Annotated in this window: 29 protein-coding genes and 1 tRNA gene; 12 read left to right on the forward strand and 18 right to left on the reverse strand. The window is 72.8% G+C overall.

The features are described 5' to 3' along the window. Positions 1-28 precede the first annotated feature (28 nt). Both KW076_RS00990 and KW076_RS00995 read right to left on the reverse strand, forming a co-directional pair. Positions 29-394, reverse strand: coding sequence for a thiamine-binding protein (locus KW076_RS00990; RefSeq protein ID WP_224355781.1), 366 nt, complete (start codon positions 392-394; stop codon positions 29-31). Between the two features lie 138 nt (positions 395-532). Beyond that, positions 533-1,894 (reverse strand): Nramp family divalent metal transporter, encoded by a 1,362-nt coding sequence (locus KW076_RS00995; RefSeq protein ID WP_224355782.1) that lies wholly within the window; start codon positions 1,892-1,894, stop codon positions 533-535. Between the two features lie 172 nt (positions 1,895-2,066). Here KW076_RS00995 and pta point away from each other — a divergent pair, with 172 nt between their 5' ends. Together pta and KW076_RS01005 are read left to right on the forward strand one after the other, a co-directional pair. Next, entirely contained in the window at positions 2,067-4,169 is a 2,103-nt protein-coding gene (gene pta / locus KW076_RS01000) for a phosphate acetyltransferase (protein ID WP_224355783.1), read from the forward strand. 62 nt (positions 4,170-4,231) lie between these two features. Further along, positions 4,232-5,404, forward strand: coding sequence for an acetate/propionate family kinase (locus KW076_RS01005; protein ID WP_224356749.1), 1,173 nt, complete (start codon positions 4,232-4,234; stop codon positions 5,402-5,404). Positions 5,405-5,465: 61 nt separating this feature from the next. Here the strand turns inward: KW076_RS01005 and KW076_RS01010 are convergent, their stop codons facing one another. Beyond that, the gene (locus KW076_RS01010; protein ID WP_224355784.1) at positions 5,466-6,416 is read right to left on the reverse strand and encodes a glycerophosphodiester phosphodiesterase family protein; all 951 of its coding nucleotides are present in this window, start codon (positions 6,414-6,416) and stop codon (positions 5,466-5,468) included. A 122-nt stretch (positions 6,417-6,538) separates the two neighbouring features. On the opposite strand from KW076_RS01010, the gene KW076_RS01015 reads away from it, so the two are divergent. Then, complete coding sequence (locus KW076_RS01015; protein WP_224355786.1) at positions 6,539-7,822, forward strand: DUF445 domain-containing protein; 1,284 nt, start codon at positions 6,539-6,541, stop codon at positions 7,820-7,822. A 239-nt stretch (positions 7,823-8,061) separates the two neighbouring features. Further along, positions 8,062-8,265 carry a hypothetical protein gene (locus tag KW076_RS01020; protein WP_224355787.1) on the forward strand — a complete coding sequence of 68 codons (204 nt, stop codon included), beginning with the start codon at positions 8,062-8,064 and terminating at the stop codon, positions 8,263-8,265. A gap of 81 nt (positions 8,266-8,346) precedes the next feature. On the opposite strand, the gene KW076_RS01025 is transcribed toward KW076_RS01020, so the two are convergent. Continuing rightward, complete coding sequence (locus tag KW076_RS01025) at positions 8,347-9,249, reverse strand: hypothetical protein (RefSeq protein ID WP_224355788.1); 903 nt, start codon at positions 9,247-9,249, stop codon at positions 8,347-8,349. A 41-nt stretch (positions 9,250-9,290) separates the two neighbouring features. Continuing rightward, positions 9,291-10,004, reverse strand: coding sequence for an alpha/beta hydrolase (locus KW076_RS01030; protein WP_224355789.1), 714 nt, complete (start codon positions 10,002-10,004; stop codon positions 9,291-9,293). Between the two features lie 348 nt (positions 10,005-10,352). On the opposite strand from KW076_RS01030, the gene KW076_RS01035 reads away from it, so the two are divergent. Then, positions 10,353-10,931 carry a hypothetical protein gene (locus KW076_RS01035; protein WP_224355791.1) on the forward strand — a complete coding sequence of 193 codons (579 nt, stop codon included), beginning with the start codon at positions 10,353-10,355 and terminating at the stop codon, positions 10,929-10,931. Positions 10,932-11,014: 83 nt separating this feature from the next. Here KW076_RS01035 and KW076_RS01040 read toward each other — a convergent pair whose 3' ends face one another. From KW076_RS01040 to KW076_RS01075, 8 genes are all read right to left on the reverse strand, one after another. Continuing rightward, positions 11,015-11,665 carry a hypothetical protein gene (locus tag KW076_RS01040; protein WP_224355792.1) on the reverse strand — a complete coding sequence of 217 codons (651 nt, stop codon included), beginning with the start codon at positions 11,663-11,665 and terminating at the stop codon, positions 11,015-11,017. Between the two features lie 80 nt (positions 11,666-11,745). Continuing rightward, positions 11,746-12,285, reverse strand: coding sequence for a helix-turn-helix domain-containing protein (locus KW076_RS01045; RefSeq protein ID WP_224355795.1), 540 nt, complete (start codon positions 12,283-12,285; stop codon positions 11,746-11,748). 127 nt (positions 12,286-12,412) lie between these two features. Continuing rightward, positions 12,413-12,628: a hypothetical protein gene (locus KW076_RS01050; protein ID WP_224355796.1), complete on the reverse strand. Its 216-nt coding sequence runs from the start codon at positions 12,626-12,628 to the stop codon at positions 12,413-12,415. Further along, positions 12,625-12,834, reverse strand: coding sequence for a hypothetical protein (locus tag KW076_RS01055; RefSeq protein ID WP_224355798.1), 210 nt, complete (start codon positions 12,832-12,834; stop codon positions 12,625-12,627). The genes KW076_RS01050 and KW076_RS01055 overlap by 4 nt, the downstream gene beginning before the upstream one ends. A 95-nt stretch (positions 12,835-12,929) precedes the next feature. Next, on the reverse strand, positions 12,930-13,622 hold the full coding sequence (locus tag KW076_RS01060; protein WP_224355800.1) for a hypothetical protein: 693 nt from the start codon (positions 13,620-13,622) through the stop codon (positions 12,930-12,932). 46 nt (positions 13,623-13,668) lie between these two features. Next, positions 13,669-14,022: a hypothetical protein gene (locus KW076_RS01065; protein ID WP_224355801.1), complete on the reverse strand. Its 354-nt coding sequence runs from the start codon at positions 14,020-14,022 to the stop codon at positions 13,669-13,671. Beyond that, positions 14,019-14,180: a hypothetical protein gene (locus KW076_RS01070; RefSeq protein ID WP_224355802.1), complete on the reverse strand. Its 162-nt coding sequence runs from the start codon at positions 14,178-14,180 to the stop codon at positions 14,019-14,021. Before KW076_RS01070 ends, KW076_RS01065 begins: the two co-directional genes overlap by 4 nt. Beyond that, on the reverse strand, positions 14,177-14,395 hold the full coding sequence (locus KW076_RS01075) for a helix-turn-helix transcriptional regulator (protein WP_224355803.1): 219 nt from the start codon (positions 14,393-14,395) through the stop codon (positions 14,177-14,179). Before KW076_RS01075 ends, KW076_RS01070 begins: the two co-directional genes overlap by 4 nt. Positions 14,396-14,524: 129 nt before the next feature. Between KW076_RS01075 and KW076_RS01080 the strand changes: the two genes are divergently transcribed. Then, a complete protein-coding gene (locus KW076_RS01080; RefSeq protein WP_224355805.1) occupies positions 14,525-15,115 on the forward strand; it encodes a helix-turn-helix domain-containing protein in 591 nt (196 codons plus the stop codon). Positions 15,116-15,117: 2 nt separating this feature from the next. Next, positions 15,118-16,323 (forward strand): tyrosine-type recombinase/integrase, encoded by a 1,206-nt coding sequence (locus KW076_RS01085; RefSeq protein ID WP_224355806.1) that lies wholly within the window; start codon positions 15,118-15,120, stop codon positions 16,321-16,323. 97 nt (positions 16,324-16,420) lie between these two features. Here KW076_RS01085 and KW076_RS01090 read toward each other — a convergent pair. Next, positions 16,421-16,493: transfer RNA gene (locus tag KW076_RS01090), tRNA-Lys, on the reverse strand. A 136-nt stretch (positions 16,494-16,629) separates the two neighbouring features. Between KW076_RS01090 and KW076_RS01095 the strand changes: the two genes are divergently transcribed. From KW076_RS01095 to KW076_RS01105, 3 genes are all read left to right on the forward strand, one after another. Beyond that, on the forward strand, positions 16,630-17,304 hold the full coding sequence (locus KW076_RS01095) for a hypothetical protein (protein ID WP_224355807.1): 675 nt from the start codon (positions 16,630-16,632) through the stop codon (positions 17,302-17,304). A gap of 150 nt (positions 17,305-17,454) precedes the next feature. Further along, positions 17,455-18,081, forward strand: coding sequence for a hypothetical protein (locus tag KW076_RS01100; RefSeq protein WP_224355808.1), 627 nt, complete (start codon positions 17,455-17,457; stop codon positions 18,079-18,081). A gap of 27 nt (positions 18,082-18,108) precedes the next feature. After that, on the forward strand, positions 18,109-19,131 hold the full coding sequence (locus KW076_RS01105; protein ID WP_224355810.1) for an inorganic phosphate transporter: 1,023 nt from the start codon (positions 18,109-18,111) through the stop codon (positions 19,129-19,131). An 87-nt stretch (positions 19,132-19,218) separates the two neighbouring features. On the opposite strand, the gene pstB is transcribed toward KW076_RS01105, so the two are convergent. The 4 genes from pstB to pstS form a co-directional block, all read right to left on the reverse strand. Then, the gene (gene pstB, locus KW076_RS01110) at positions 19,219-19,998 is read right to left on the reverse strand and encodes a phosphate ABC transporter ATP-binding protein PstB (RefSeq protein WP_224355811.1); all 780 of its coding nucleotides are present in this window, start codon (positions 19,996-19,998) and stop codon (positions 19,219-19,221) included. 91 nt (positions 19,999-20,089) lie between these two features. Continuing rightward, positions 20,090-21,286: a phosphate ABC transporter permease PstA gene (pstA, locus tag KW076_RS01115; protein ID WP_224355813.1), complete on the reverse strand. Its 1,197-nt coding sequence runs from the start codon at positions 21,284-21,286 to the stop codon at positions 20,090-20,092. Then, a complete protein-coding gene (pstC, locus tag KW076_RS01120; protein WP_224355814.1) occupies positions 21,286-22,248 on the reverse strand; it encodes a phosphate ABC transporter permease subunit PstC in 963 nt (320 codons plus the stop codon). The genes pstA and pstC overlap by 1 nt, the downstream gene beginning before the upstream one ends. Before the next feature lie 159 nt (positions 22,249-22,407). Continuing rightward, entirely contained in the window at positions 22,408-23,625 is a 1,218-nt protein-coding gene (gene pstS / locus KW076_RS01125) for a phosphate ABC transporter substrate-binding protein PstS (RefSeq protein WP_286670225.1), read from the reverse strand. A gap of 217 nt (positions 23,626-23,842) precedes the next feature. Here pstS and KW076_RS01130 point away from each other — a divergent pair, with 217 nt between their 5' ends. Both KW076_RS01130 and KW076_RS01135 read left to right on the forward strand, forming a co-directional pair. After that, positions 23,843-25,012, forward strand: coding sequence for an FUSC family protein (locus KW076_RS01130; RefSeq protein ID WP_224355815.1), 1,170 nt, complete (start codon positions 23,843-23,845; stop codon positions 25,010-25,012). Positions 25,013-25,142: 130 nt separating this feature from the next. Beyond that, the gene (locus KW076_RS01135) at positions 25,143-26,138 is read left to right on the forward strand and encodes an IS481 family transposase (RefSeq protein WP_224355816.1); all 996 of its coding nucleotides are present in this window, start codon (positions 25,143-25,145) and stop codon (positions 26,136-26,138) included. The last annotated feature ends 9 nt before the right edge of the window (positions 26,139-26,147 follow it).

Here is a 26,147-nt window from a genome sequence, read left to right on the forward strand (position 1 = left end):
AACGACAGCGTCCGACGCGCCGTCCGTTTCACGCACGAAAGCGGTCGGGGGTGGCGGGGGTGCCGTCCGTGAGGGCGGCCTCGAGGCGCTCCAGCTTGCCGTCGAGCTCGCCGGTGCGGCCCCGCCGGATGTCCGCCTTCAGCACCAGCGAGACCCGCGAACCGTAGGGCTCCACGGCCTCCACGGCGCGCTTGACCACGCCCATCACCTCGTCCCATTCCCCCTCGACCTCGGTGAACATCGAGGAGGTCCGGTGCGGCAGGCCCGAGGCGCGGACCACGGCGACGGCGGCCGCCACCGCGCGATGCACCGAGGCGGAGTCGCCGTCGGAGGAGGGGGCGTAGGCGGCGTCGGCGGGGGCGCCGGACGGGGACACGGAGAAGGCGACGATCATGCACCCAGGGTGCCCCGCCTCCGTCGCCGGCGCCAGACCGACGCCGCCCGTCCCGTCGTGTCCACGACTCGCCGCAGGGGCCGGGGGCGTGCGGCGAGTCGTGCACACAACGCTGGGCAGGCGGCCGCCGGACTGCCGTCAGCCGCCGATCAGCGGCTTCAGCGCCTTGAGCAGTTCGTTCCCGCCGATCACCAGGAACACGGCCGTGGTCAGGGCCAGCAGGACGTTGCGCACCCAGCCGTTGCGGAACTTCCCAGGCACCCTGCGGGAGTTGTTGAGGAACAGCAGGGTCACGGCCAGGAACGGCATGAACAGGGCACCGAGGGTGCCGTAGAGCAGGATCAGGAAGATGGGCCGATCGAGGAACAGCAGCACCATCGGCGGGAACGTCAGCCACAGCAGGTAGAAGCGGCCGGGCTTCGAGGCCAGGGACGGGGCGTCGTCCTGATCCAGCTCGTCGGCGGGGCGACGGAAGTTCGTCCAGAAGTCCGCGAACATCAGGGACACGCCGTGCCACACGCCGATCACGGAGGAGAAGGACGCCGCGAAGAACCCGATGAGGAACACCGTGGCCCAGACGTCGCCGTACCGCTGCGCCAGGACGTCGCCGACGTCGAGCAGGCCCTTGTCCCCCGAGGAGATCGCGATGCCCGCCGAGTGCAGCAGCTCCACGCCCATGATCATCGTGGCGATCACGAACACGCCGGTCAGCACGTAGGAGACCGTGTTGTCGAAGCGCATGACCCGCATGTACTTGGGGGTGTTCCAGCCCTTCTCGCGCAGCCAGTAGCCGTACGCGCCGAGGGTGATGGTGCCGCCGACGCCGCCGGCCAGGCCCAGGACGTAGAACATGACGTCCGGGTCGCCGGAGGGGATGCGCGGGACCAGGCCGCCGAGGATGTCCCCGAGGTTCGGCACGGTCAGGGCCGCGGAGATCAGCACCGTCACGAACATGACGCCGATCAGGACTGTCATGACCTTCTCGACCAGCCCGTAGCGGTTCAGCCAGACCAGGCCGAGGCCCACCAGGCCGGAGGCGATCGCGAAGACCTTGGAGTCCACCCCCGGGAAGAGGGCCGCCAGCGGCAGGGCGGTGGAGGACATGGCCGTGGCGCCGTACACGAAGCCCCAGATCAGGATGTAGGGGCCGAAGTACCAGGAGGTCCACGACCCGAGCCCGCGCCAGCCCTGGAAGATCGTCTTGCCGGTGGACAGGTAGTACCGGCCCACGCCCTCCACGAGGACGATCTTGAAGACCACGCCCAGGACCACGGCCCACAGGAGCATGTAGCCGTAGCGGGAGCCGGCGGTGAGGGTGGCCACGAGGTCCGCGGCGCCCACGCCCGTGGCGGCGGCCACGATGCCGGGGCCGAGCGAGTTCCACTTCGGCTTGATGGGGGTCTCGTTGAGTTCGGCCTCGGTGAAGCCGACGATGTCCGGGTCGTGCACCGGGTGGTGCCGGTCGACGAGCCCGTGGCCCGGAGGGGTGGTGTGCGACATGGGGGGTCCTCGAGTCGGTGCGAAGGATGCGGGGTGACCCTCCTCACTCTATGCCGTGCTCCGGACCGCCCCGGGGCGGGCGTCCGTCGCCCGCCCCTCCCCGCTCCGCGCGGCCGCCTCCTACGCTGACGGGAGACCATCCGCCGCACATCGAACACGTCGAAGGGGCAGCATGCCGCAGGGGATCCTCGTCACCACCACCACGGCCGGCGCCGGCAAGTCGCTGGTGAGCCTGGGCCTCGCCGACTCCCTGTACCGCCGCTCCGGCACGGTCGGCTACTTCCGCCCCGTGGTCCCGGGCGACGACGTCGAGGCCGACCCCATGGTCCTGCTGATGCGCGAGCAGTTCGGCCTGACCGCCGAGCAGGCCCGCGGCGGGATCACCGCCGCCGAGGCCCGCTCCCTCATGGCCGAGGGCCGCGGGGACGAGCTGCAGGAGCGCTGCGTCGAGGTGTACGACCGGATGGCGCGGGAGTGCGGCGTCGTCGTCGTGGAGGGCACGGACCTGACGGGAGCCGACGCCGCCGCGGACCTCGAGCTGAATGCGGGGCTCGCGCTGAACCTCAGCACGCCCGTGGTCGCCGTGGTCTCCGGGGCGGGCCTGGGCGCGCAGGAGGCCGCCGACGCCGTCGACCTCACCCGCCACGCCCTCGCCGAGGCCGGCGCGGACCTGCTGGCCGTGATGGTCAACCGCGCGGACGCCGGCCGGCTGGACGAGATCGCCGAGGCCATCCGCCCGGGCCGCCGCTCCTGGCCCGTGTACGTGCTCCCCGAGCTGCCCGAGCTCGCCCACCCGTCCGTCGCGGAGGTCGCCGCCGCCCTCGACCTGGAGCAGGTGGCCGGCCGACCGACCCAGGACCGCGACGTCACCGAGGTCAAGGCCGTCTCCATGGAGGGCGGCAACTTCCTGGAGGTGCTGCGCGAGGGAGCCCTGGTAATCGTCTCCGGCGACCGCTCCGACGCGATCCTGGCCACCCTGGCCTCCTCCCTCACCCCGGACTTCCCTACGCCCTCAGGCATGATCCTCACCAACGGGATCCTCCCGAACGCCCAGCTGCAGCGCCTCTACCAGGACGCCGCGTTCCCCGTGCTCGCCACCGACGACGACACGTTCGGGACCGCCGCCGACGTCTCCCGGGTGCGCTCCGAGCTCTCCAGCGCCCAGCCCCGCAAGACGGCCGCCGCGCTCGGCACGTGGCACCAGCGCGTGGACGGGGACGAACTGCTGCAGCGGATCGACCTGCCCCGCACCGACGTCGTCACCCCCCTGCGCTTCCTGCACGACCTGATCGAGCGGGCCCGCGCAGACCGGCGGACCGTGGTGCTGCCCGAGGGCGAGGACGCCCGCGTGCTGCGCGCCGCGGAGATCCTCCAGCGCCGCGACGTCTGCGACCTCGTGGTGCTCGGCGGCGAGGCCGAGGTGCGGGAGCTGGCCTCCCGCGAGGGCGTGGACCTCACCGGCATCACCCTCGTGGACCCGGCCACGTCCGAGGACCGCGAGCGCTACGCCGCCGAGTACCGGAGGCTGCGCTCCCACAAGGGCGTGGACCTGGAGCGGGCCCGCGAGGTCATGCTCGAGGGCGCCTACTACGGGACGATGATGGTCCACCTCGGCGACGCCGACGGCATGGTCTCCGGCGCCGCCCACACCACGGCCAACACCATCCGCCCGGCCCTCGAGTTCGTGAAGACGAAGCCGGGGGTGTCGATCGTCTCCTCGGTGTTCTTCATGCTCCTGCCGGACCGCGCCCTGGTGTACGGCGACTGCGCCGTGAACCCGGACCCCGACGCCCGGCAACTCGCGGACATCGCCGCCGCCTCCGCGGAGACCGCCGCGCAGTTCGGCGTGGACCCGCGCGTCGCGATGCTCTCCTACTCCACCGGCGCCTCCGGCTCCGGTGACGCGGTGGACAAGGTCCGCGCCGCCACCGAGCTGGTGCGGGCCGCCCACCCGGAGCTGAAGGTGGAGGGCCCGCTCCAGTACGACGCCGCCGTGAACGCCTCCGTGGCCGCATCCAAGATGCCGGGCTCCGAGGTGGCCGGCCAGGCCACCGTGTTCGTGTTCCCCGACCTGAACACCGGCAACAACACGTACAAGGCGGTCCAGCAGTCCTCGGGCGCGGTCGCCGTCGGGCCCGTCCTCCAGGGCCTGAACAGGCCGGTCAACGACCTCTCCCGCGGCACCACCGTGGAGGACATCGTGAACACGGTGGCGATCACCGTGATCCAGGCCCAGACCGGGTCCCCGCAGCCCACCCCGAAGGACGCCCCGTGACCGCCTCCCCCGCCACCATGACCCTGCCCACCGTGTCCGCGCGGCAGCTGCCCGAGGACGCCCTGCTGGTGCTCGTGGTGAACTCCGGCTCCTCGTCCCTGAAGTACCAGGTGCGCGAGCTCACCCCCGACGGCCGGGACACCGACCAGCCGGTGGTCCTGAAGGGGCTCGTGGAGCGGATCGGCGTCGCCGGCTCCGACGTGCCGGACCACGCGGCCGCGCTGGAGCGGGTGGAGGCGGAGATCACCGCCGTCGTCGGCTCGCGCCGGCTGGCCGCGGCCGGGCACCGTGTGGTGCACGGCGGCGAGCGCTTCCAGCGCCCGGAGCTGGTGACCAACGAGGTCATCCGCGCGATCGAGCGCCTGGCCCCGCTCGCCCCGCTGCACAACCCGGCGGCCGCGCAGGGTCTGCGCGCCGTGGCGCAGCGCTGGCCGGACCTGCCGCAGGTGGTCGTGTTCGACACGTCCTTCCACCAGTCCATGCCGCGCGAGGCCTGGCAGTACGCGATCCCGGACGAGCTCTACACCGAGCACGGCATCCGCCGGTACGGCTTCCACGGCACCAGCCACGACCTCGTGACCGGGCTCGCCGCGGAGCACCTGGGCCTGGAGCGGAGCGAGTTCGACGGGGTGGTGCTGCACCTGGGCAACGGCGCGTCCGCGACGGCGATCCGCGGCGGCCGCTCGATCGACACGTCCATGGGGTACACCCCGCTGGCCGGCCTGGTGATGGGCACCCGCTCGGGCGACCTCGACCCCTCGATCGTCACCCACCTCATCACCGCGCACGGCATGAGCGCCGAGGACGTGGACGCCATGCTCAACAAGGAGTCCGGCCTGCTGGGCCTGTCCGGGAACGCGGACATGCGCCAGGTGCTGGAGGCCGCCGAGGCCGGGCACCGGGCGTCGCGGGACGCCCTGAGGATCGCGTCCTACCGGCTGGCGAAGTACGTGGGCGGCTACCACGTGGCCGTGGGCGGGGCGAAGGCGATCGTGTTCACCGCGGGCATCGGCGAGAACTCCGCCCCGTTCCGGGCGCGCGTGCTGGACCGGCTCGAGCCGCTGGGCGTGCGCTACGACCACGCGCGGAACATGGTCCGCGGCGACGAGCCGCGCACCATCTCCACCGACGACTCCGCGATCCCCGTGCTGGTGGTCCCCACGGACGAGGAGATGGCGATCGCCCAGCTCACCCACCACGTGGTGGAGCAGGCCGAGGCCTGGACGCTGGGCTGAGGCCCGCCGCCCGGGCCTCGGCTCGTCCCCGGCCCTTCGGCTGTGCGGGCGGGACCTGCCCCTACCTCGCGGCGGGTGAGGGCATGTCCCGCCCCGAAATCGCACCGGGGGAGGCCGACGTCGCCGCCTGCGTCACCCAGCGCAGGACGTCCGCGGGCCGGTTGGTGGTGAGCTCCTGCACGCCCTGGGCGGCGAGGAACAGGGCGTCCTCCCGCTCGTCCACGGTCCACACCCGCAGGCGCCGGCCGGAGGCCAGCCACGCCTTCACGTCCGCGAGGTGGCTGCGCACGTAGGCCACGGAAGGCCCGGCCAGCCCGGCCCGCCCCCGCCAGACCATCGTCTCGGCGTCCGCGAGGGACTGGCGCACCGTGGCGCGCACGGCCGCCCGGCTCAGCGGCCCGCGGGCCAGACGGGAGGGGATCTCGTCCGGCACCAGGTCGATCAGCGGGCACAGGGCGTCCGGGCCGGTCAATGGGGCGAGGTACTGGAGGGCGCCCGGGTGGAGGCTCATGAGCGACACCCGCACCTGGCCCATCAGCCCGGTCTCTGCGTCCCAGCCCGCGGCGACCAGTTCGCGCAGGACCCGCTCCTCCAGCTCGTGCCCGAACGGCGAGGGGTGCTTCAGCTCCACGGCCAGGCGCAGGGGGCGGTCGGCCGCCAGCACCATGCGCAGCAGGTCGGCCAGGGTGAGCACCTGCTCGTCACGGCGCCCGTAGACGGCGGGGACGCGCCCGGCGGCGTCGCCGGGCGCGTCCCCGCCCATGCCCTGGTGCCAGGAGACGACGTCGAGGGCGCGCAGCTGCGCGAGCGTGTGGTCGGCGAGGGGGCCACGCCCGTCGGAGGTGCGGTCCACGGTGGGGTCATGCCAGAGGACGACCTGGCGGTCCCGGGTCAGCTGGACGTCGCACTCGATGCCGTCCGCGCCCACGGCGAGGGCGTGCAGCATGGCGGCGCGGGTGTGTTCGGGGAAGGCGGCGGACGCGCCGCGGTGGGCGATCACGAGGGGGAGCACGCCCGTCACGGTAGGCGGCCCGGCTGGCCGCTCCCCGACGCGCACCCGACGTGCGCCCGACCGGCAGGTGAACCGACGACGACGGCGGCTGCCGCGTCCGGCGCCGCCGCTAGGCTCGGTGCATGGCCCCGTCCCCCGTCCCCGCCGACTCCCCGTTCCCGCTCACCCCGGCCGCCCTGGAGCGCGCCGCGGGGCTGCGGCGCATGAAGGCCGTGGCGCTGGGGCTGCTGATCGTGCTGGCCGTGGTGTTCGCCGTCGCCTTCCCGCTGCAGCGCGTGCACCCGGCGTGGGGGTTCGTGCGCGCCGCCGCGGAGGGCGGCATGGTGGGCGCGCTGGCGGACTGGTTCGCGGTCACGGCCCTGTTCCGCCGCCCCCTGGGCCTGCCCATCCCGCACACCGCGCTGATCCCGGAGAAGAAGGACCAGCTGGGCGCCGCGCTGACGGAGTTCGTGCAGGAGAACTTCCTGGACTCGGACGTGGCCCGGGAGAAGGTGGCGGGGCTCCAGGTGGCGCGCGCGGCCGGCGGCTGGCTGCGGGAGCGGCCCCACGCGGTCCACGCGGCCGGGGAGATCGCCATGGCGGCCCGGGGCGCGGTGGCCGCCACGGACGACGACGCCGTGCAGGACCTCCTGCAGCAGCTGATGCAGCGTCACATGGTGGAGCCGGACTGGTCGCCCACCCTGGCCGGCGTCCTCGAGGACGTGCTGGCCGGGCGACACCACGAGAAGGTCGTGGACCTGGTGGTCGAGCACACCGGCGACTGGGTGGCGACGCACCCGGAGATGTTCCTCGAGACCGTGCGCCGGCGCTCGCCCGAGTGGAGCCCGGACCTGGTGGACCGCCTCCTGGCGGAGCGCCTGCACGCCGAGACCCTGAAGTACCTGGCGGGCGTGCGAGCCGACCGCGACCACGAGGCGCGCCGCTCCGTGGACGACTGGCTGGCCCGCCTGGCCGGGAACATGCGGGACGACCCGGCCACCCGCGCGTCGGCGGAGCGGTTCAAGGCGGACCTGTTCGCGGACGAGCAGCTGCGCGCGTGGGCGGGCCGGGCCTGGATCACCCTGCGGGATTCGCTCCTGGCCGCCCTGGAGGACCAGGACTCGGACCTCCACCGGGCGCTCGTGGACGCCCTCGTGGACCTGGGCGTCCGCCTCCAGGAGGACCCGGCGCTGCAGGCCAGCGTGGACGGACGCGCCCGCGCGGCCGCGTCCTACGCGCTGAGCTCCTACGGGCCCGCCCTGACCGGGGTGATCGAGGAGACCGTGGCCCGCTGGGACGGCCGCCAGACGGCGGACACCCTGGAGAACCTCGTGGGCCGGGACCTGCAGTTCATCCGCATCAACGGCTCGGTGGTCGGCGCACTGGCCGGCCTGGCGATCCACACGCTGGCGAGCCTCGTGTTCTGACCCCCGCCGTCGTCCGATGGGACCACGTGAACAGGAGGGGGGAGCCGGATGGGCGCGGAGAACAAGGCGACCGGCCGCCGGGGCTGGGCCGTGGCCGGCTGACTGCTGACGGCGGCGGGCCTGGGCACCGCGGTAGGGGCCGCGTCGATGCTGCTGCAGCTGCCCGACGTCCCCCTGGACTTCTTCGGCTCGGCCGGGGCGGGCAGCCGCGCTGGGCCGCGGCGGCTCTGTTCGCCGCCGTGTGGGCAGCCGCCGTGGCCGCGCCGGTGCTGTTCCTGCTCACCATGGTGGTCCTGGGCTCCCTCACGCAGGGCTCGGTGAGCCTCGGCGCCCCGCTCCTGATCGCCCCCCTGGTGCTCGCGGTGCCCGTGATCGCCCTGCAGGTGGCGATCCTGCAGCCCGCCGGTCCGCGCCCCGCCCCGCCGACGGCCCCCGCCGCCTGACGCCCGGACGCCCCCGCATGACGACGGCGACGCCCCCTGAAGCGGGTGCGTCGCCGTCGTCGCGCGGGCGTCAGGGGCCGGTCAGGCCTTCTTCTCGTCCTTCTTGCCCAGCGGCAGGGCCTTGATGAGGCCGGAGACGAGGCCGCCCTTGCCGTCCTCCGCAGACTGACCGACGTCCTGGCCCTTGGCCGAGGCCGCGACGATCTCGCCGGGGATCTGCGCGGGCAGGGGGCCGAACAGGTCCCGGGAGTTCTTCACCACGGCCTTGGCCATGGCGCGGTTGCCCACCCCGCCGATCACGGCGCCGACGCCGAACGGCACCGCGCGGCCCAGGAAGCCCGCGCCCTGGCGGACGAGGACCTTCTTGACGAACTGCTTCTTGAGCTGCTCGATGGCCACGGCGCCGAGGCCGGCGCCGCCGGCGGCCTGACCGGCCGCGCCGCCGTTCATCATGGCCGCCAGGCCCGCGGCGGAGTCCGGGGTGCCGGTGTTCTTCACACCGCTCTTCCGGGAGATGTCCTTGAGGAGTTCCTTGGTGTCGTCGCCGAGCATCACGGCCATCACGAGGGCCTTGGAGCGCGCGGGGTCCTTGGTGGTGAGCCCGTGCAGCTCGGCAAGGGACTGCGCGTAGAGGGCGGTGGCCTCGAGGAACGCCACGGTGGCCGCGGCGGAGAGGCCCAGCGCGGCCACGGTGCCGATGCCCGGGACGATCGCGGTGCCGCCCACGGCGGCGCCCGCGCCGGTGGAGGCGGTGACGTACTGGTCCGCGAGGCGCTCGGCGAGCTGCTCCGGGGTCTCCCCCGGGTGGCTCTCGTGCAGGCGCTGGATGTTCTTCAGCACCAGCGGGCGCTGGATGTCCAGGGTGGTGAAGACGAGCTTCTCGAAGCCCTCGGTGGGGTTGCCGTTCTCGTCGAAGGCGGACTTCATCGCGAAGTCCTTGGCCTTCCCGGATGCGTACCGTCCGATGATGGAGTTCTTTGCCATGCGGGCCACCGTAGCGGCCCGCCCCCGCGCAGGTCAGGGGATCAGGCCCCGCCGAGCACGTGCTCCAGGAAGATCCGCACGTCCCGGGCCTCCTCCGGGCCGGTGCCGTGCAGGATCCCCGGGTAGGTGCGGGCGGTGAGCAGGGTGTGCTCCTCCGCCCACGCGGCGGTGTGGGCCACGGCGTCCGGGCGGATCACCGGGTCCTGCGCGTCGCGGCCCCAGAAGAACGGGCGCGGCCCCGGGCCCTCGGCGGGCGAGTCCAGGACGGCGAGCAGCTCGTTGTCCACCGCGAACCCGCTCAGCCCCACCCCGCACGCGAACGCCTCGGGACGCAGCCGGATCACGGTCGTCGCCATGGCCATGCCCTGGGAGAAGCCGAGCACGGACACGCTGCGGAACCCGGCGTCGGCCACGGCGTCGTCCGCGAGCGCGTCGTACACGCGGTGGGCGGCGGCGATCACCTGGGCGAAGTCGGACTGCAGGAGCACGTCCAGCAGGAACCAGCCGTGGGCCCCGGGATCGTCCGGGCCCTCGACGGCGGCGGCGTCGATCTCGAAGGGCCCGCGGAGGGCCAGGCCGGTGCAGCGCTCCGGGAGCATGGGGAAGAACCTGCGGGCGGCGCGCACCTCGTTGGAGCCGTAGCCGTGCAGCACGAGGACGAGGTCGGTGCCGGCCCGCTCGTGCTCCGGTCGGGACCAGACGGCGTGCCCGCCGGAGGCCAGCGGCTCGGATTCTGGCGCGGAACCGGTGCTCATGGTTCCATCCTAGGTGTGGGCGCCGCCCCGCCGTCCTCCGCGATCGTGGACGCACGCGCCGATGCCACCCCGGTGGAGCGCACCCTGCGCGGGATGCTCGGCGAGGGCTGAGCGGGGCCGGCGTCGTGAAGTGGTGGGCCCTGCGGGGATCGAACCCGCGACCGGCGGATTCTCGGGGCGTGGTCCTGGGTGGTGCGCGCGGGGTCCCGTCGCCCGCAGGATTCCGGGGATTCCACGTGCCTCCCGTCCACCGTTGGGCCGGTCCGAACAGGTTGTTTCCCAACGTTTAGGGTGGGTAAAGGGTGGGCGGTTCACGGGTGACCGGCGGCCCCATGCGACACTCCAGGCATGTACCTCCCCCGCGTCCGCGCCCCGCACACCAAGACCCTCCCTACACTCGCTCTCGTCGCGTCTATCACGGCCGCACTCGCAACCGGCTGTTCCGCGAACACGAGCCAGGACGCCCCGGCATCGTCCGCACCCGCGCCCACGGCGACGGCCAGCGCGTCCTCGCTCTCCCCTGATGAGGCGGCCAGGAGCCTGGCGTCCCTGGAGTCTGAGGCTGCCCAGGCCAAGGTGGATGCGGCACAACGGAATTTCGACGCCGCCGTGGCGTCGGCCTCCGCCCGCGCTCTGGAATACAGCCAGTCCAAGGCGGCGGGTCAGGACCTCGGCCAGGTCACGTTGGAGACGCTTGACATCGGGGACACGCGGCCCGAATGGGCGCGCCCGATCAAGGACGTGAAGGCCGTGGGAACGGACGGCATTTACGTCACCTACTCGGAGACACTGACGACCGCGCAAGCGGTGGAAGTTGCCACGAGCATCGCTCGTCGCCTCGCCATGTTCAGCGTGGACTCCCTGAACCGAGTCACCCTTTCTGATGCGTCCGGCACCGAACACGTGGTGGACATTACCCGCGGTTGACCTCACCCCGGCACGTCCGGGGCCAGACAACGGCCCCGCCGCCCGGTGAAGAGCGACGGGGCCGCGGGTGGCCGGTAGGTCGGTCAGGCGGTGGTGTCGGGGTCCACGGTGGTGGACCCGGCGGCCTGGACGGCCAAGGCAGCGGCCACAGCACCGTTCAGGCCTCCGGCCCCCGGGATGCCCTGGGCCTCTGCCTCGGCATCGTCCAGGGTCACGGCGAGGCCGGCCAGCGTGGGGGCCTCGGCCAGGGCGGCGGCCATGTCGGCGTCCTTGGTGACCGTGGCGTAGCGGGCCAGGGTGGCGCGCTCCAGGCGGTCCCCCAGCGCGGGGGCGGCGGCCGGGTCCCCGCCGTTCACGGCCAGGTAGGTGGGTGCCCACTCACGGACCGCCTGGAGGGTTGGGACGTCGGCGGTGGCCACGATCTGGTCCAGGGTGGCTCCCGCGCCCAGGCGCATCTCCACGCGCCGCCAGACGTCGGCGGTGGAGCCGGTGGGGGCAGGGACCTTGGCCAGGGCCTTGGCATTCAGGCGGGCCGCCCGTTCGTAGTCCTCTCGGATAGGTCGGAGCTCCTGGGCGTAGGCGGTGCGGGCGGCGGCCTCGCGGTCCTGGCGCTGGCGGGTCAGGGCCTCCGGGGTGAGGTCCGGGTCCTGGTAGGTGCGGGCCGTCTGCACGGCCGCGTAGTAGGCGTGACGGGCGGCGGTCAGGTTGGCGGTGATGGTCTGTGCGGTTGTCATGCCGGCGGGTCCTTTCGAGTAGGGGTGAGGGGCGGTGACGGGGCCGTGCGGGGGTGCCCGTTCACAGGGGCTCGGTGCAGTCACCGGGCGTCCTCGGCAGCGAGAGCGGCGTAGACATGATCCAGGCGGTGAACCACGGCGGAGACGTTGCGGGTGGCGGCCAAGGCCTCCAGGTCCTCCATGTGCGGGTCCGCCTGGTCCAGGAGGGCGTGCGCGGCGTCCAGGACGTCGGCCACGACAGCCAGGGCCTCCGGGGTGACTGCATCGGATACGGATGGGTCCATGGGCTCGAGTGGCCAGCCGGCGAGGCGGGCCAGGTGCGCGAGGGATAGTCGGGGGCCAGACGGGGTGATCTTCCCGGCCGGGGTGAGGGTCTGGAGGACGCTGGTGGCCATGCGGCCCGTGAGCGGGTCCATGACGGCCACGCGGCCGACGTCTTGCAAGCGGGGCCGCCGGGTGCCCGCCTCCAGGTACTTGAGCCAGCGGAGGGAGACCCCCATCCGGTCCGCGGCCTGGGCCTGGGTGAGGCCCGCGCCGCGGCGGAGTGCGCGCATTTCACGCCCGAACGGTGCCGTGTCAAGGGCACTGGTCAGGGGCACAGAGGCGGGCTGGCGGCTCATGCGTGGTCCTTCCCGTCGGGCTCGGCAAGGTTCACGCGGGCGACCAGGGCGGCGGGGGTGGGTTCTGCCGGGTGGGCGGTGGTGGTGCTCATGGTGTGCTCCTCGCGGTGGGGCAGGGTGGGCGTGGTCAGGTGTGGGCCTGGGAGTCGTCGGCCGTGGTGGCGGTGATGCCGGCCAGGTCCTCGGCGTGCTGCGCCACGATGTCCGCGGCGATGCGGGCCATGGCGTCGGCGTCTTTGGCCGCGGCGTCGGCGACGGCTGCCAAGTCCTCGGCATCTCTGGCTGTGGTGTCCAGGTAGCGGCCGCTGGCGTGCTGGTTCTCGGCGGGGTGCGTGCGGGTCACTGGTGGCCCTCCAGGTTGGGGAGGTGGTCCTGGGCGGGGCGGGTGTCCTGCGTCGCCCTGGGGGCCGTTGTGGGCGTTCTGGCTGGCGTGGGGGCATCGGGGGCGGGGATGCCGTGGCGGGCGGCCAGGACGGCGAAGAACGGGGCTGCGGTGCGGAGGGTCCCCGCAGGGGTGCGGCGGTGGTGTCTGGTGGCGGTGGTGACCATGGTCGGTTCCTAGGTGCTGGGCCTCCAGGCGTAGAGGCGGATGGATCGGGGCCACGGGGTGCGTGGTGGGTGGGGCGGCGGTCGCGCGGGGCGGTTCAGGCGGTGAGGGCGTTGGGGTCCTCGGTGTAGTGCTCGGCGGCCCACGCCAGGAGGCGGGCCTCCTGTTCTGCCTTGGAGGGGGTCCTGTCGTCATTCATGGCGTCGGACTCGCGCACGCGCGTACCAGGGTTGGGCTGGGAGGTGATGGGTGGTTCCTCTGGTGGTTCCTCCCGTGTTCCTCCGTGTGGTTCCTGGGTTCTCTTAGGGGGGTCCATGGCGGTCCCCCTCCTAGGTCCACCACGGTCCCCCTGGAGGGGGTCCACGACGGTCCCCCTCTGGGGGTCCACCACGGTCCCTACCTGGGGGTCCATGGCGGTCCCCCTGGCAGTCGTGGGCCGCGCCGTCCAGGTGACGTTCCGCCCTCGGCCGGACGGGACGTAGGTGGTCCCAGGCGCGAGATTCAGGGCGTACTCCGCACGGATTCCGGCGCGGGCCGTACCGCTGGAGGTGATCGCGCCGGCCTCGGTGAGCGCGGTCAACGCCTTCACGGTGGTGCGCTTGGCGGAGGCGGGGTTGCCCTCCAGGTCCAGGCCTAGCGCCCGGGCCACGGCCTCCCACCCGCCGTAGTAGACCGGCGGGCGGTCAGAATCGAGGGCGGTCACGGCCATGAACACGAGCGCGTGGAGGTCCCGGTGCGAGAGGCGGTCGCGCCAGTAGGTGTAGGCGGCTATGACGTTGCTCGCGCCCATGGGTGCCCTCCTTCCAGGCCTGTGATGCGGGTGGTGGGTGTGCCGCTCATGCGGCGGGGGTGGCGGTGTCCTCCGCGGGGTCCTGGGCGTCCTCGGGGACGGCCTCCCAGACGCGGACCGGCCGCGCAGACCCGTCCGGCGACCGTTCCAGGGCCAGGCCCGCGGGGCGGATCACGCGGGCCGCGTGGAGGTGGCGGACAACGGCACCGAAGTGGGCCGGGTGGACCGGCTCCGGGAGCGCAGCGCGGAGGCGGGCCGGGGTGAACGGCTCCCCCATGGCGCGGGCGGCCGCTGTGGCTGCGCGGACCCATCCGGAGGGGAGGCGAGCGCCGGCGGCCGGGGTGCGGGCCTCCACGTCTAGGACGGCGGGGTCCAGGCGGTAGCGGTCGGGGGCACTCACCGGGCGTCCTCGGGTCCGGCGTCCAGGGCGTAGGGGTTCGGCCGGGTGACGCCGTGGAACTCGTCCACCCGGCCCGCGGCGTAGCCGTCTGCCCATGCCTGGGCCTGGATGCGTCGAACGGCGACGGCGGCGGCAGCGTGCGACTCCGGCGCGCTCATCGGGCGTCCTCGGCGGCGATCTGTTCGGCCTCCCATGCCTCCACGTCGGCCAGGCGGTACCGGAGGTACTTCCCGACGCGGAATCCGCGGGGGCCGTAGCCGGTCGTCCGCCAGTTGTAGACGGTGGCGACCGGGACACCCACGCGGGCGGCGAGGTCCTGGGGGGTGAGGTGGGTGAGGGAAAGAGCAGCGGCGGGGGTCGGGGTGGCGCTCATGGCGGGCCTCCTAGGTTCATCCGATGAATGCGGAACGATTCCGCGTTCCGTTGAGAACGTACCGCACGCCATCGTGATGGTCAACTCATATCCGGAGGCGTTCTCGATTCTTCGGTGTACCCTGTCCCTATGAGTCACTTTCCGACGGACCAGGAGATCGGCCGCCGCGTGCGGGACGCCCGCGAGGACGCCGGGATCAAGCAACAGGGGGACCTAGTACCCCTCCTACGCGCCGCCGGCCTGCCCTGGTCTCAAGGGACCCTTTCCCGCGTGGAGTTGGGCCAGCGGTCCGTCAAGGTCACGGAGGCAGCCGTCCTCGCGGAGGTCCTGGGCGTGACCGTGCCCGCACTGATCGGCGCACCGGAGTCCACTACCCGCGAGGTGCTGTGGGAGGCGTACCTGGGCGCGGAGAACGTGGCCAAGGTTCTCCGCACAGTCGAAGACGTCTACTGGGAGACGGTCCGGGGCGTGCGTGACAAGGCGCGCCAGGACGACGAGCTCCGGAGCCGAGTTCAGGAGCGGCGGGACAAGTACCTGGCCATCCGGTCGGAGGATCTGCGCCGCCAGGCCATACGAGATGGAGACGACGTGAGCACGCCGGAGGCCTGGGCCGCCTACACCAAGCTCTGGGGCCTGGACGCCATCCCGGCTATCCGCGCGGCCACCGACGTTCTGGAGGGGCTGGAAAGCGCGGACGACACCGTGGGCGGGGAGGGCTGACCATGCCGCGCCCGCCGTTGGCCGTGGGCACCTGGGGGCGGATCAGCGACCCCCTGGAAGTGGCCCCCGGCGTGTTCCGCGCTATGGCCAAGGTCCGCGACGTGGACGGGGTGACGCGCAAGGTGGAGGCCCGCGCATCGTCTAAGGAGCGCGCCCGCCGCACCCTGGAGGCCCGCCTCCGCGCCCGCACAGCCCCGCCCGCTGGCGAGGTCACCCCGGACACCCGCGTCCGCGACGTCGCCCGCCTATGGCTGGCAGAGGTGGAGGCCCGCGGCCGCGCGGCCAACACCGTGAAGCGGTACCGGATCACCGTGGACCTGCACGTCTGCAAGGCCCGCGGCGGCGTCGGGGAGCTCCGGGTGAGGGAATGCACCACGTCCCGGATGGAGGCGTTCCTCCGCGGGATCGCGCGGGACCACGGGGCACCCTCGGCCAAGGTGGCGCGGACGGTCATGTCCGGCGTCCTCGGCCTGGCTGCCCGTCATGACGCCATCCAGGGGAACCCACTCCGAGAGGTGTCCCCCATCTCCATCCCACGGAAGGAGGTCCGCGCCCTGTCCCCCGCGGACGTCCGCGTCCTGCGCCGGAGGTTGGCGGCCTGGCAGTCGGAGCCGCCCGTGAACGGGAGGCGTCGGCGGCCGGACGACCTGCTGGACGTCGTGGACGTCATGCTGGCCACGGGGTGCCGTATCTCGGAGGCGCTGGCCCTGCGCTGGCAGGACGTGGACGTGGACGCCCGGAAGCTGGCCATCACGGGTGCCGTCGTGGTGGCGGGCCGCGGGGGCGCGGTGCGCCAGGATCACCCCAAGTCGGCCGGGTCCGTCCAGACGTACACGGTGGACGCCCACACGGCGGACATGCTCCGCGGCCGGTGGGAGCGGTCCATGGACCTGGGCCTGGTGTCCCCGATGGTGTTCCCTTCGTCCACGGGGACTGTCCGGGACCCGTCGAACTACCGGAAGCAGTGGCGGACGGCGCGGGAGGCTATCGGATTCGAGTGGGTCACCCCGCACACGTTCCGCAAGACGGTTGCCACGCGGCTGGCTGACGCGGAGGGCCTGGCCGCAGCGTCGGCGTACCTGGGCCACTCCGGGGAGGCCGTGACCCGGACGCACTACCGAGCCAAGGCACCGGAGGCGGCGGACATGACGGCGGCGCTGGCCGGGTTCTGGGGGGACGCGGAGGGCGGCGAGGGGGAGGTCCCCTAAAGTGAATCGGGTGGGTAAGGGGTGGATCGCGGCCCCCAGTGCCCAACGGGATCGGCCCCCGACTCGGCATCATGCCTAGTCAGGGGCCGTTTCCGTGTGGGCCCTGCGGGGATCGAACCCGCGACCGGCGGATTAAAAGTCCGATGCTCTGCCAGCTGAGCTAAAGGCCCTCACCCGGTTCCGCGGCGGGGCCGCGCGGGTGCCCTGCCATGGTAGCCGAGGCGCGCCGGGGCTACCCTGGACCGGCCCGGATCCCGGGCCCCGCCCGTCCACTCGGACCGCCGAACCCGACCCGAAGGAGCCCCCATGGCCCACCACCGCGCCCCCGCCGGCCGCGGCGCCAGCTCCACCGCGTCCGGCCTGGTCCGCCCGCACCGGCCCCGCCTGACGGACCCGGGTCTGATCGCCGACCTCGCCGACGGCGAGGACCCGCAGGAGATCGCCGCCGCGGCCTCCCGCCTGGCCCACGCCCTCGTGGCGGGCGGCCGCGCCGAGGAGGACCCCGACGTCGTCGCGCGCCTGGTGGGGCTCGTGCGCGAGGTGGGCGTGGAGACCCTGGCCGGGCTGTGGGCGGACGCCCCCGCCGTGTCCCTGGCCGGGGCGCTGTGGCGCCTGTACGCCCTTCAGGAGGCCACCGCCCGCGACGGCGAGCGCTGGGCCGCCTGGTACCGCGCCGGGCACGCCGCCCACGCCGCACGGGCCGTGGCCGGGGCCGTGGAGCCGCCGGGCCCCGAGGAGCTGCGCCGGCTCACGGACACGATCCTCACGGGCGCGTACCGCTCCGAGCTGGACGTCGCGCTGGAACGGGCCGGCGCCTACGCCCGCGTGGTCGCCCTGGGTCAGGCCGAGCACGCCGCCGCCGCCGAGCACGCGGACCCCGCGCACGCCGCGCGCCTGACCCTGCGCGCCGCCCGGATGATCTCCACGGCGGAGGCGCTGGAGGCCGCCGCTCGATCGTGGCGGGACGGCTCGTTAGACTGATCCGCGACGACGCCGGATCGCAGGTGACCCCGGGCTCCAACATTCTGCCGCCGTGAGCGGCCTTCCGCCGAGAGGCGTCCCGGGTCCGGCGTCGTCCTCGATCCACGGCCGCCCCGCCGGCCCGTCCCCGGAAGGTGGGTGCCACTGAGCATGACGCCCCGGCCCGCCTGGCTGGTGACACGGGACTCGCCCGCCCTGGGCCACCTCACCGACCTCTGCGACACCCTGGGCCGCGCCGTGCGCGCGGTGGCCCAGGCGGTCGCCGCCGACGGCTCGGAGCGGGACCGCGTGGAGCGCGACCTCTCCGCACTCGACGCCGCCGCCACGGCCGCCCTCATGGCCTTCCTCACGGCCCTGCGCAGCGCCTACGTCACCCCCGTGCCCCGTCCCGACCTCTACCGCCTCGCCGACGGCGTGAAGACCGCCGCGCACCGCGTGGTCGGCGCCGGCGTGCTGGTCCACCGCGCAGACCTGGACGCCCTCCCCCGGAACGCCGTGGAGCTGCTGGAGACCCTCGGCCGACAGGCGGAGCTGCTCGCCCATGGCACCCGCCAGCTGCGGGACCTGGACGCCCTCGAGGACACCTGGATGCAGCTCGAGCGCGGCATCCGCCGCATGGAACGCCTCATGGTGGACTGGCTCGCCGCCCTCGGCACGGACCTGCTCCAGCGTGACTACAACCGCCAGCGCGAGATCGCCTCCGCCCTGCGCGACGCCGTCCTCGCCCTGGACCGCGTCAACACCGACCTCGGCGTGGTGCTGGTCCGTGAGTCCTGACCTGGCGCACCGCCGCGGGGGCAGGGCGTGACCGCGCCGCTCCTGGTCCCGGTGCTGGTCCTGCTGCTGGCGGTCGGGGGGCTGATGGGATTCCGGGACGCCCCGAACGCCGTCGCCCTGGCGGTCCGGTTCCGGGCGCTGACGCCGCGCGTCGCCCTGATCCTGTCCGCCCTGCTGAACGCGGTCGGCGTGCTGCTCGGCGCGCTGATGCTGACCCTGGGGCTGCCCCTGATGGTCGCCGGCGGCACCGCGCGCCCGGAGGTCCTGGCCCTCGTGGGGGTGGCCGCCGCGGTGACGCTCGGCTGGGGCGTGCTCGCGTGGCGCTTCCGGGCGCCGACGTCCACCACGCACGCCCTGCTGGCCTCGCTCGCCGCCGCCCACGTCGCGTCCGTGTCGGCGCTCGGCAGCGGCCTGGACCCCGCCTTCGAGAACGGCGCACGGTGGGAGGTGGCGGCGAGCCTGCTGCTGTCCCCGGTCCTCGCCTGGGGCCTGGCACGGCTGACGGCGCGGCCCGTGCTGCGCCTGGCCACCACCGGCACCACCGTGAACGTGCAGCACCGTGCGCGGATCGCCCTGGCGGTCTCCACCGGGCTCATCGCGCTGGGGCACGGCGTGCAGGCGGCGCTGCGCCTGCTCCCCCTGGCGGTGCTCGTGGCGACCGCCGCCGTCGGCACGGGACTGCCCCCGGGGACGGAGCTGAGCGCGGCGTTCGTCGCAGCGGCGGCCGTCGGGATCGGCACCCTGGGCGGGGCGTGGGGCATCGCGTGGACCCTCACGGAGCGCCTGGTGATCCTGGACCCGCTGCGCGCCGCCGTCGCCGCCGTGGTGCCGGCCGTCCTGCTCTTCGCCGGCACGATGCTCCTGCACCTGCCCCTGTCCTCCACGCACACGGGCGTGGCGGGGATCGTCGGCGCGGGCCAGACCCAGTCCTACGCGTCCGTGCGGTGGGGCGCGGTGGCGCGGGTGGCCGTATGGTGGGTGGCGACGCCCCTGGTGTGCGGGTCCCTGGCCTTCGCCGCCGGCGCCGTGCTGCTGCCCCTGCTCGGCTGACACGTCGACGCACACCTCCCTTCACGACGACGCAGGCCCCCGCCCGGATGTCCGGGCGGGGGCCTGCGTGCGGGGCCGGGGGTCGGCTCAGCCGAAGCGGCCGGAGACGTAGTCCTCGGTCTGCTGGTTCGACGGGTTGTTGAAGATGGTGTTGGTCTCGGCGTACTCGATGAGCTTGCCCGGCTGGCCGATGCCCTGGATGTTGAAGAACGCGGTCTTGTCCGCCACGCGCGCGGCCTGCTGCATGTTGTGCGTGACGATGATGACCGTGTAGTCCTCCTTGAGCTCGTTGATGAGGTCCTCGACGGCCAGGGTGGAGATCGGGTCCAGGGCCGAGCAGGGCTCGTCCATGAGGATCACGTCCGGCTCGACGGCCACGGACCGGGCGATGCAGAGGCGCTGCTGCTGGCCGCCGGAGAGGCCGGAGCCCGGCTTGTCCAGGCGGTCCTTGACCTCGTTCCAGAGGTTGGCGCCGCGCAGGGACTTCTCCACGATCTCGTCCGCACGGGACTTGGTCAGGCGGGTGCCGTTGAGCTTGTAGCCGGCCAGCACGTTGTCGCGGATGGACATGGTGGGGAACGGGTTCGGGCGCTGGAAGACCATGCCGATCTGGGACCGGACCGTCACCGGGTCGACACCGGGGCCGTAGACGTCCTCGCCGTCGAGGAGCAGCTGGCCCTCGACGTGGGCGCCGGGGAGCACCTCGTGCATGCGGTTGATGGCGCGCAGGAACGTGGTCTTGCCGCAGCCGGACGGGCCGATGAACGCGGTGACGGTGCGGGGGGCGATGTCGATGCTGACGCCCTCGACGGCCTTGAACTTGCCGTAGTAGACGTCGACGTCCTTGGCCTGGATGCGCTTAGACATGGGAGCTTGTTTCCTTTTCGAGGATCGCTGGAGAGCGGGAGTCTGGTGGCCGCGCCGGCCGCCGCCCCGCGCGGGGGCGGCGGTGGCGGCGTCAGCGGCCGGTCTTGGGGGCGAAGGCCTTGGCGACGATGCGCGCGAGGAGGTTCAGCACCATCACGATGATGATGAGGACCAGGGCGGCGGCCCAGGCGCGGGACGTGGAGGCGTCCATGGCCGTGGGCGACGTCGGGGCGACCAGCTGACGGTAGATGTACACCGGGAGGGCGGTCATCCAGTTGTCGAACGGGTTCCAGTTCACCGCGGAGGCGAAGCCGGCGGTCACGAGGATCGGCGCGGTCTCGCCGGTCACGCGGGCGATCGCCAGGGTGATGCCGGAGGCGATGCCGGAGATGGCGGTGGGGAGCACGACCTTGAAGATCGTGCGCCACTTCCGCACGCCGAGGGCGTAGGAGCCCTCGCGCAGCTCGTTCGGCACCACGCGGAGCATCTCCTCGGTGGAGCGGACCACGACGGGGATCATCAGCACGGTGAGCGCGATGGCGGCGGTGAGGCCCATCTTCACGGACTGCAGCGCCTTCGGGCCGGAGCCCATGACCATCTCGAGCACCACCGACATCGCCGCGAAGGCGAAGAGGCCCGCCACGATGGACGGGATGCCGGTCATGACGTCGACGAAGAAGATGATGGCGCGGGACAGCCAGCCGTCGCGGCCGAACTCCACCAGGTAGATGGAGGTCAGCAGGCCGATCGGCACGGCGATCACGGTGGCGATCACGGTGATGAGGAACGTGCCCACCAGGGCGTGGGCGAAGCCGCCGGGCAGGTCGCCCATGGGCTCGCCGGCCTGGACGTACTGGGCGTCGGTGACGCCGGTGACGCCCTGCATGTCGTTCACCAGCAGCTGCGGGTTGCCGAACAGGGTCGCGCCGCCGTCGGCCACCACGGACCACAGCACGGAGATCAGCGGGACCAGGGCGATCAGGAATGCGGCCCACACGAGGTTGCGCCACAGGCCGTCCGTGGCCTGGCGGCGGTTCTCCAGCACGCGGGTGGCGACGTACATGCCCGCGACGAAGAGGATCGCGGCCAGGATGATGAAGCGCGCGATGGAGAAGTCGGCGAACCCGCCGGCCAGCAGGGCTTCGAGGCCGAGGCCCAGGACCACGGCGCCGGCGGCCACGGCCATCCACGTCCAGCGGGGCTTCTGCCCGGCCGTCAGGGAGTTCTGCGTGTGCTTCGACGCCGGGGTGTTCTCCCGCGTCGGCGTGTCGTTCAGTGCGGTGCTCATCAGTTGGCCCCCGAGAATTCCTTGTGCTTGTTCACGATCCAGCGCGCCACCATGTTCACCACGAGGGTGATCACGAAGAGCATGAGGCCGGCCGCGATGAGCTCGTTGAGCCGGATGCCGTAGGCCTCCGGGAAGTTCAGCGCGATCTCCGAGGGGATGGTCGCGTTGCGGCCCTCCTCGATCACGGACGGGCTGAACTTGCCGGGCGAGAGCACCATGGTCACGGCCATGGTCTCGCCGAGGGCGCGGCCCAGGCCGAGCATGATGGAGGAGACGATGCCGGCCCGCGCGAACGGGAACACGGTCATCTTGATCATCTCCCAGCGGGTGGCGCCCAGACCCAGGGCGGCCTCCTCGTGGAGCTTCGGGGTCTGGGAGAAGATCTCACGGCACAGGGCCGTGATGATCGGCACGACCATGACGGCCAGCACGATGCCGGAGGTCATCAGGACGCGACCGGTGGAGGTCACGGAGCCGCCGAAGAAGGGCAGCCAGCCGAGGTACTCGTTCAGCCACTCGTAGATCGGCACCATCAGGGGCGCCAGGGTGAGCCAGCCCCAGATGCCGTAGACCACGGAGGGGATGGCGGCCAGCAGGTCGATCACGTAGCCGACGGGCTGGGCGATCTTCGGCGGGGCGTAGTGGGAGATGAAGAGGGCGACGCCGACGGCGACCGGCGTGGCCAGCAGCAGGGCGATGATCGCCGCCATGACGGTGCCGGCCATCAGCGGCCAGACGTACCCCCAGAAGGAGTCGCCGGACTCGAGGTTCGCGCCCTCGGCCGGGAACAGCGCGGGCCAGGCCTCGGACACCAGGAAGATCGCCACGAAGGCGAGGATCAGCAGGATGAGGACGCCGGCGGCCAGGGCGAGACCGGAGAAGACCTTGTCTCCGGCGGCCCCCGCCCGCGACGATTTCAGGGCGGAGGAGCTCGGGGCCGCCTCAGTTGCGGTGTGGGACACGATGCCTTCCCTCGTGATCGGTGGAGTGATGACGCAGCGGCCGCGGAGACGCCTGCTGCCCGGGTGACGGCCGCCGGTCAGCCCACCGGCCGCCGACCCCCGAAGGGAGTTCAGCGGCCGGTGACCTGCGGTGACTGCTCACGCGTCAGTGACGGCCGATCAGCCGACCTTGATCGCGTCGATGCGAGTCTTGGCCTCCTTGGCCAGCTCGGCGTCCAGCGGAGCGGACTTGGAGGCCTCCTGGGCGGCCTTCTGGCCGTCCTCGGAGATCACGTAGGAGGCGAACGCCTTGACCTGGTCGACGGTCTCCTGGTCCCCGTACTGGTTGCAGAAGATGTGGTAGGAGACGAGCACGATCGGGTACACGCCCTCGCCCGCGTTGGCGCGGTCGAGCTCGATGGAGCCGTCGTCCTGCTTCTTGCCGTCCGCGACGATCTTGGCGGCGGCCTCGGGGGAGATCTCCGCGAACTTGCCGTCCTTGCCGACCTTGGCGGTCTTCAGGGAGCCCACGCCGGACTCGTCGGCGTAGGTGATGGCGCCGTTGGTGGCGGCGGCCTGGGACACGACGCCCTTGGTGCCCTGGGCGGACTCGGCGGTGATGTCGCCCGGCCACTCCTTGACCTTGCCGTAGGTCCAGGCCTCGGGGGCGACCTGGTCCAGGTAGGCGGTGAAGTTCTCGGTGGTACCGGACTCGTCGGCGCGGTGCACGACGGTGATGGCGGTGTCGGGCAGCTCGACGCCCTCGTTGAGGGCGGCGATCTCCGGGGCGTTCCACTTGGTGATCTTCTTGGAGAAGATCTTCGCGATGGTGTCGGCGTCCAGGTTCAGGGAGTCGACGCCCTCGAGGTTGTAGGCCACGGCGATCGGGGAGACGTAGGCGGGCACGTGGAACGCGCCGTCCGGGCCGCAGACCTCCTGCGCCTGGGTCTTCTCCTCGTCCTTCAGGGCGGCGTCGGAGCCGGCGAAGGTGGCCGCGCCGGAGAGGAACGCCTTGCGGCCGGCGCCGGAGCCGTCCGGGGAGTACTGGACCTGCAGCTCGGGGGAGGTGGCCTTGACACCCTCGGTCCAGGCGGTCATGGCGGCCTCCTGGGAGGACGCGCCGGAGCCCATGAGGGTGCCGGAGGCGGTGGGGACGTCGATGGCGTAGCCACCCTGAGCGGCGGAGGAGGAGCCCGAGGCCGAGGAGGACTCGGCGGCCGAGGAGGACGCGGAGGAGGAACCGGCGGCCGAGGAGGACGCGGAGGAGGAGCCGGCGGCCGAGGAGGACGCGGCGGAGGAAGAGGAGGAGGCCGAGTCGTTGCCGCCGCCGCAGGCGGTCAGGGCAAGGGCGGCCACAGAAAGGAGGGCGGCCGAGCGGCCGAAGCGGAGAGCCTTCACGAGGATGCCTCTTTCAGTCAGGGTGACGGTGATGACGGCGCTCCCGGACAGCAGGACGGTCGCGCCGCGACTCTTGAGACGGTAGGGGCGTGAGATGAATCGCGTGTCCGCGCAGGATGAACAGCCGGTGAACTGGTCCGGGGCCCCCTGTGATGCGTGACACCCACGGGCGTCGCGGGGCCCCGAGGTGGGCCGGCCCGGCGCTAGGGTGGCGCCCATGACGGACCGCCACGCCACCGCGACGGGGACCCTGCCCGCGGTGCCCGCCGCGGCAGGGCCCTCCGGGGTGGGCAGGTTCCTGCGCCGCCGGGCCCGCGCCGGCTGGTCCCGGCTGCGCTCCTCGGTGGGCCACGCCGCCCTCATGGCCGTGTGCGCGGTGGGCGCCTACTGGTTCGCCGAGACCGTCCTCGGGCACGCCCAGCCCCTGTTCGCGGCGACGGCCCTCCTGATCGCCCTCGGATTCCAGCGCGAGCCCAGGGTCCGCAAGGTGGCCGAGGTCGCGTTCGGCTGCACGCTCGGCATCCTCATCGGGGACCTCATGATGGCGGCGCTGGGCCGCGGCCTCTGGCAGGCGGTCCTCGTGGTCTTCGTCTCGGTGCTGGCGGCCCGGTTCCTGGACTCCGGGGCCACCTTCACCATGCAGATGTCCCTGCAGTCCGTGCTCGTGGTGCTCCTCCCCCTCAACGCGGACGGCCCCTTCGCCCGCTCGGCCGACGCCCTGGTGGGCGGCCTCCTCGCCCTCCTGGTGACCCTCCTGTCCCCCCGGGACCCCACGCGCCTGCCCGCCCGCCAGCTCCGCGGCCTCTACGAGTCCATGGCCTCCGTGCTGCGGGAGCTCTCCGCCGCCCTCCGCGCGGAGGAGTCCCGCACGGCGTGGATGGCGCTGGTGGAGTGCCGGCGCACGCAGTCGACACTGGAGGACGTCCGCAAGGAGCTCAAGGTCACCCGGGAGCAGACCGTCCTGAATCCGCTGCAGCGCCCGGCCCGCGACGCGGCGGACGTCATGGCCGTGGCCGCCGACCGCTCCGACCTCGCCGTCCGCTCCCTGCGGATCGTGGCCCGCCGCGTGGTCTCGATCCTGGACCACGGCGCCGTGGACGGCGACCACCGCGAGCGCCTGGCGGCCTGGTTCGACGACGCCGCGGACGCCGTCGAGATCCTGCACCGCTCGCTGGCCGAGCCGCAGGCCGAGGGGCGGCACCGCTCCCTGGACGTGGCCCGCGACGCCCTGGGCGCCTCCGCCTCGTGGCTGGACCCCCACGAGCTGGCCGGGGGCACCGTGCACGGCGAGGCGCTGGTGATGCTGCTGCGGCCCATGATGGTGGACCTCATCGAGGCGACGGGCGCCTCCCACGCGGAGGCGCTCACCTACCTGCCGCGCGTCTGACGCGCACGACGCCGCGGGGCGCCTAGCTGTGATGTCCAGGGACGTTGTTGCGTGAGCAGCTGACAGGCGAAGGCCTCCTGTTGCGAGAGTGGAGTTGTCAAGAAACCGCTCACGCGAACAGAAGGCCTTCATGTCCCACGCTAACGCCGCCCTGACCCCTCGCGCCCGTCTACGCCTGGCCAAGCTCATCGTCGATGAGCACTGGGCGGTCGCCACCGCGGCCAAGATGTTCATGGTCTCCCCACCCACCGCACGCAAATGGGCCACCCGCTTCCGGGCCGAGGGACCTGCAGGCATGGTCGACCGGTCCAGCCGGCCGGCCACGATGCCGACCAGAACATCGCCTGCAGTGGTGAAACAGATCGTGGCCGCCAGAAGGCGCCGACGCCTGGGGCCCGTGCAGATCGCCTCAGAACTCGGGATGCCGGCATCCACCGTCCATGCCGTGCTCGTGCGTTGCCGGATCAACCGCCTCGCCCGTCTGGACCGGGTCACCGCCGAGCCGATCCGCCGCTATGAGCACCCCCACCCCGGCTCGCTGATCCACGTTGACGTCACGAAGTTCGGACGCATCCCCGACGGGGGCGGGCACCGATTCGTCGGGCGTCAGCAGGGCATGAAGCACCGCGCGGCGACTTCGGACCGAGAAGGAACCCGTGATGCCCGATACCAGCCCCGGCTCGGGGTGGGCTTCCTGCACACCGTGATCGATGACCACTCCCGCTTCGCGTATGTCGAGATGCACTCCGACGAACGCAGCCAGACCGCCATCGCGGTGCTGCGCCGCGCGGTCGCTCACTTCGCGCAGCTGGGCGTGGAGGTGGAGCGGGTGCTCTCGGACAACGGTTCGGCCTACCGCTCGCATGCCTGGCGGGATGCTTGCACCGAGCTCGGGATCAAGCCCAAGCGGACTCGGCCCTACCGACCGCAGACGAACGGGAAGATCGAGCGGTTCCATCGCACGCTCGCTGACGGGTGGGCCTACGCCAAGTTCTACGGCTCAGAGACCGAACGCAGGGCCGCGTTGCCTGGGTGGGTGCACTTCTACAATCATCACCGAGTCCACTCCGCGATCGGAGCCGCACCTGCCAGCAGGCTCAACAACCTCCCTGGACATCACACCTAGCTGTTCCAC

Origin of the sequence: Micrococcus porci, from assembly GCF_020097155.1 — a bacterium.
Taxonomy (GTDB): Bacteria; Actinomycetota; Actinomycetes; order Actinomycetales; family Micrococcaceae; genus Micrococcus; species Micrococcus porci.

Bases quoted from the DNA above. Each gene is read 5' to 3' on its own strand.
- pstA (WP_224355813.1), bottom strand. From the start codon at position 21,286: ATGAGCACCGCACTGAACGACACGCCGACGCGGGAGAACACCCCGGCG.
- KW076_RS01055 (WP_224355798.1), bottom strand. From the start codon at position 12,834: ATGGTCACCACCGCCACCAGACACCACCGCCGCACCCCTGCGGGGACC.
- KW076_RS01025 (WP_224355788.1), bottom strand. From the start codon at position 9,249: ATGGCAAAGAACTCCATCATCGGACGGTACGCATCCGGGAAGGCCAAG.
- pstB (WP_224355811.1), bottom strand. From the start codon at position 19,998: ATGTCTAAGCGCATCCAGGCCAAGGACGTCGACGTCTACTACGGCAAG.
- KW076_RS01075 (WP_224355803.1), bottom strand. From the start codon at position 14,395: ATGAGCGCCACCCCGACCCCCGCCGCTGCTCTTTCCCTCACCCACCTC.
- KW076_RS01070 (WP_224355802.1), bottom strand. From the start codon at position 14,180: ATGAGCGCGCCGGAGTCGCACGCTGCCGCCGCCGTCGCCGTTCGACGC.
- KW076_RS01045 (WP_224355795.1), bottom strand. From the start codon at position 12,285: ATGAGCCGCCAGCCCGCCTCTGTGCCCCTGACCAGTGCCCTTGACACG.
- pta (WP_224355783.1), top strand. From the start codon at position 2,067: ATGCCGCAGGGGATCCTCGTCACCACCACCACGGCCGGCGCCGGCAAG.
- KW076_RS01040 (WP_224355792.1), bottom strand. From the start codon at position 11,665: ATGACAACCGCACAGACCATCACCGCCAACCTGACCGCCGCCCGTCAC.
- KW076_RS01085 (WP_224355806.1), top strand. From the start codon at position 15,118: ATGCCGCGCCCGCCGTTGGCCGTGGGCACCTGGGGGCGGATCAGCGAC.
- KW076_RS00990 (WP_224355781.1), bottom strand. From the start codon at position 394: ATGATCGTCGCCTTCTCCGTGTCCCCGTCCGGCGCCCCCGCCGACGCC.
- KW076_RS01095 (WP_224355807.1), top strand. From the start codon at position 16,630: ATGGCCCACCACCGCGCCCCCGCCGGCCGCGGCGCCAGCTCCACCGCG.
- KW076_RS01030 (WP_224355789.1), bottom strand. From the start codon at position 10,004: ATGAGCACCGGTTCCGCGCCAGAATCCGAGCCGCTGGCCTCCGGCGGG.
- KW076_RS00995 (WP_224355782.1), bottom strand. From the start codon at position 1,894: ATGTCGCACACCACCCCTCCGGGCCACGGGCTCGTCGACCGGCACCAC.
- KW076_RS01035 (WP_224355791.1), top strand. From the start codon at position 10,353: ATGTACCTCCCCCGCGTCCGCGCCCCGCACACCAAGACCCTCCCTACA.
- KW076_RS01100 (WP_224355808.1), top strand. From the start codon at position 17,455: ATGACGCCCCGGCCCGCCTGGCTGGTGACACGGGACTCGCCCGCCCTG.
- KW076_RS01080 (WP_224355805.1), top strand. From the start codon at position 14,525: ATGAGTCACTTTCCGACGGACCAGGAGATCGGCCGCCGCGTGCGGGAC.
- KW076_RS01135 (WP_224355816.1), top strand. From the start codon at position 25,143: ATGTCCCACGCTAACGCCGCCCTGACCCCTCGCGCCCGTCTACGCCTG.
- KW076_RS01060 (WP_224355800.1), bottom strand. From the start codon at position 13,622: ATGGGCGCGAGCAACGTCATAGCCGCCTACACCTACTGGCGCGACCGC.
- KW076_RS01015 (WP_224355786.1), top strand. From the start codon at position 6,539: ATGGCCCCGTCCCCCGTCCCCGCCGACTCCCCGTTCCCGCTCACCCCG.
- KW076_RS01130 (WP_224355815.1), top strand. From the start codon at position 23,843: ATGACGGACCGCCACGCCACCGCGACGGGGACCCTGCCCGCGGTGCCC.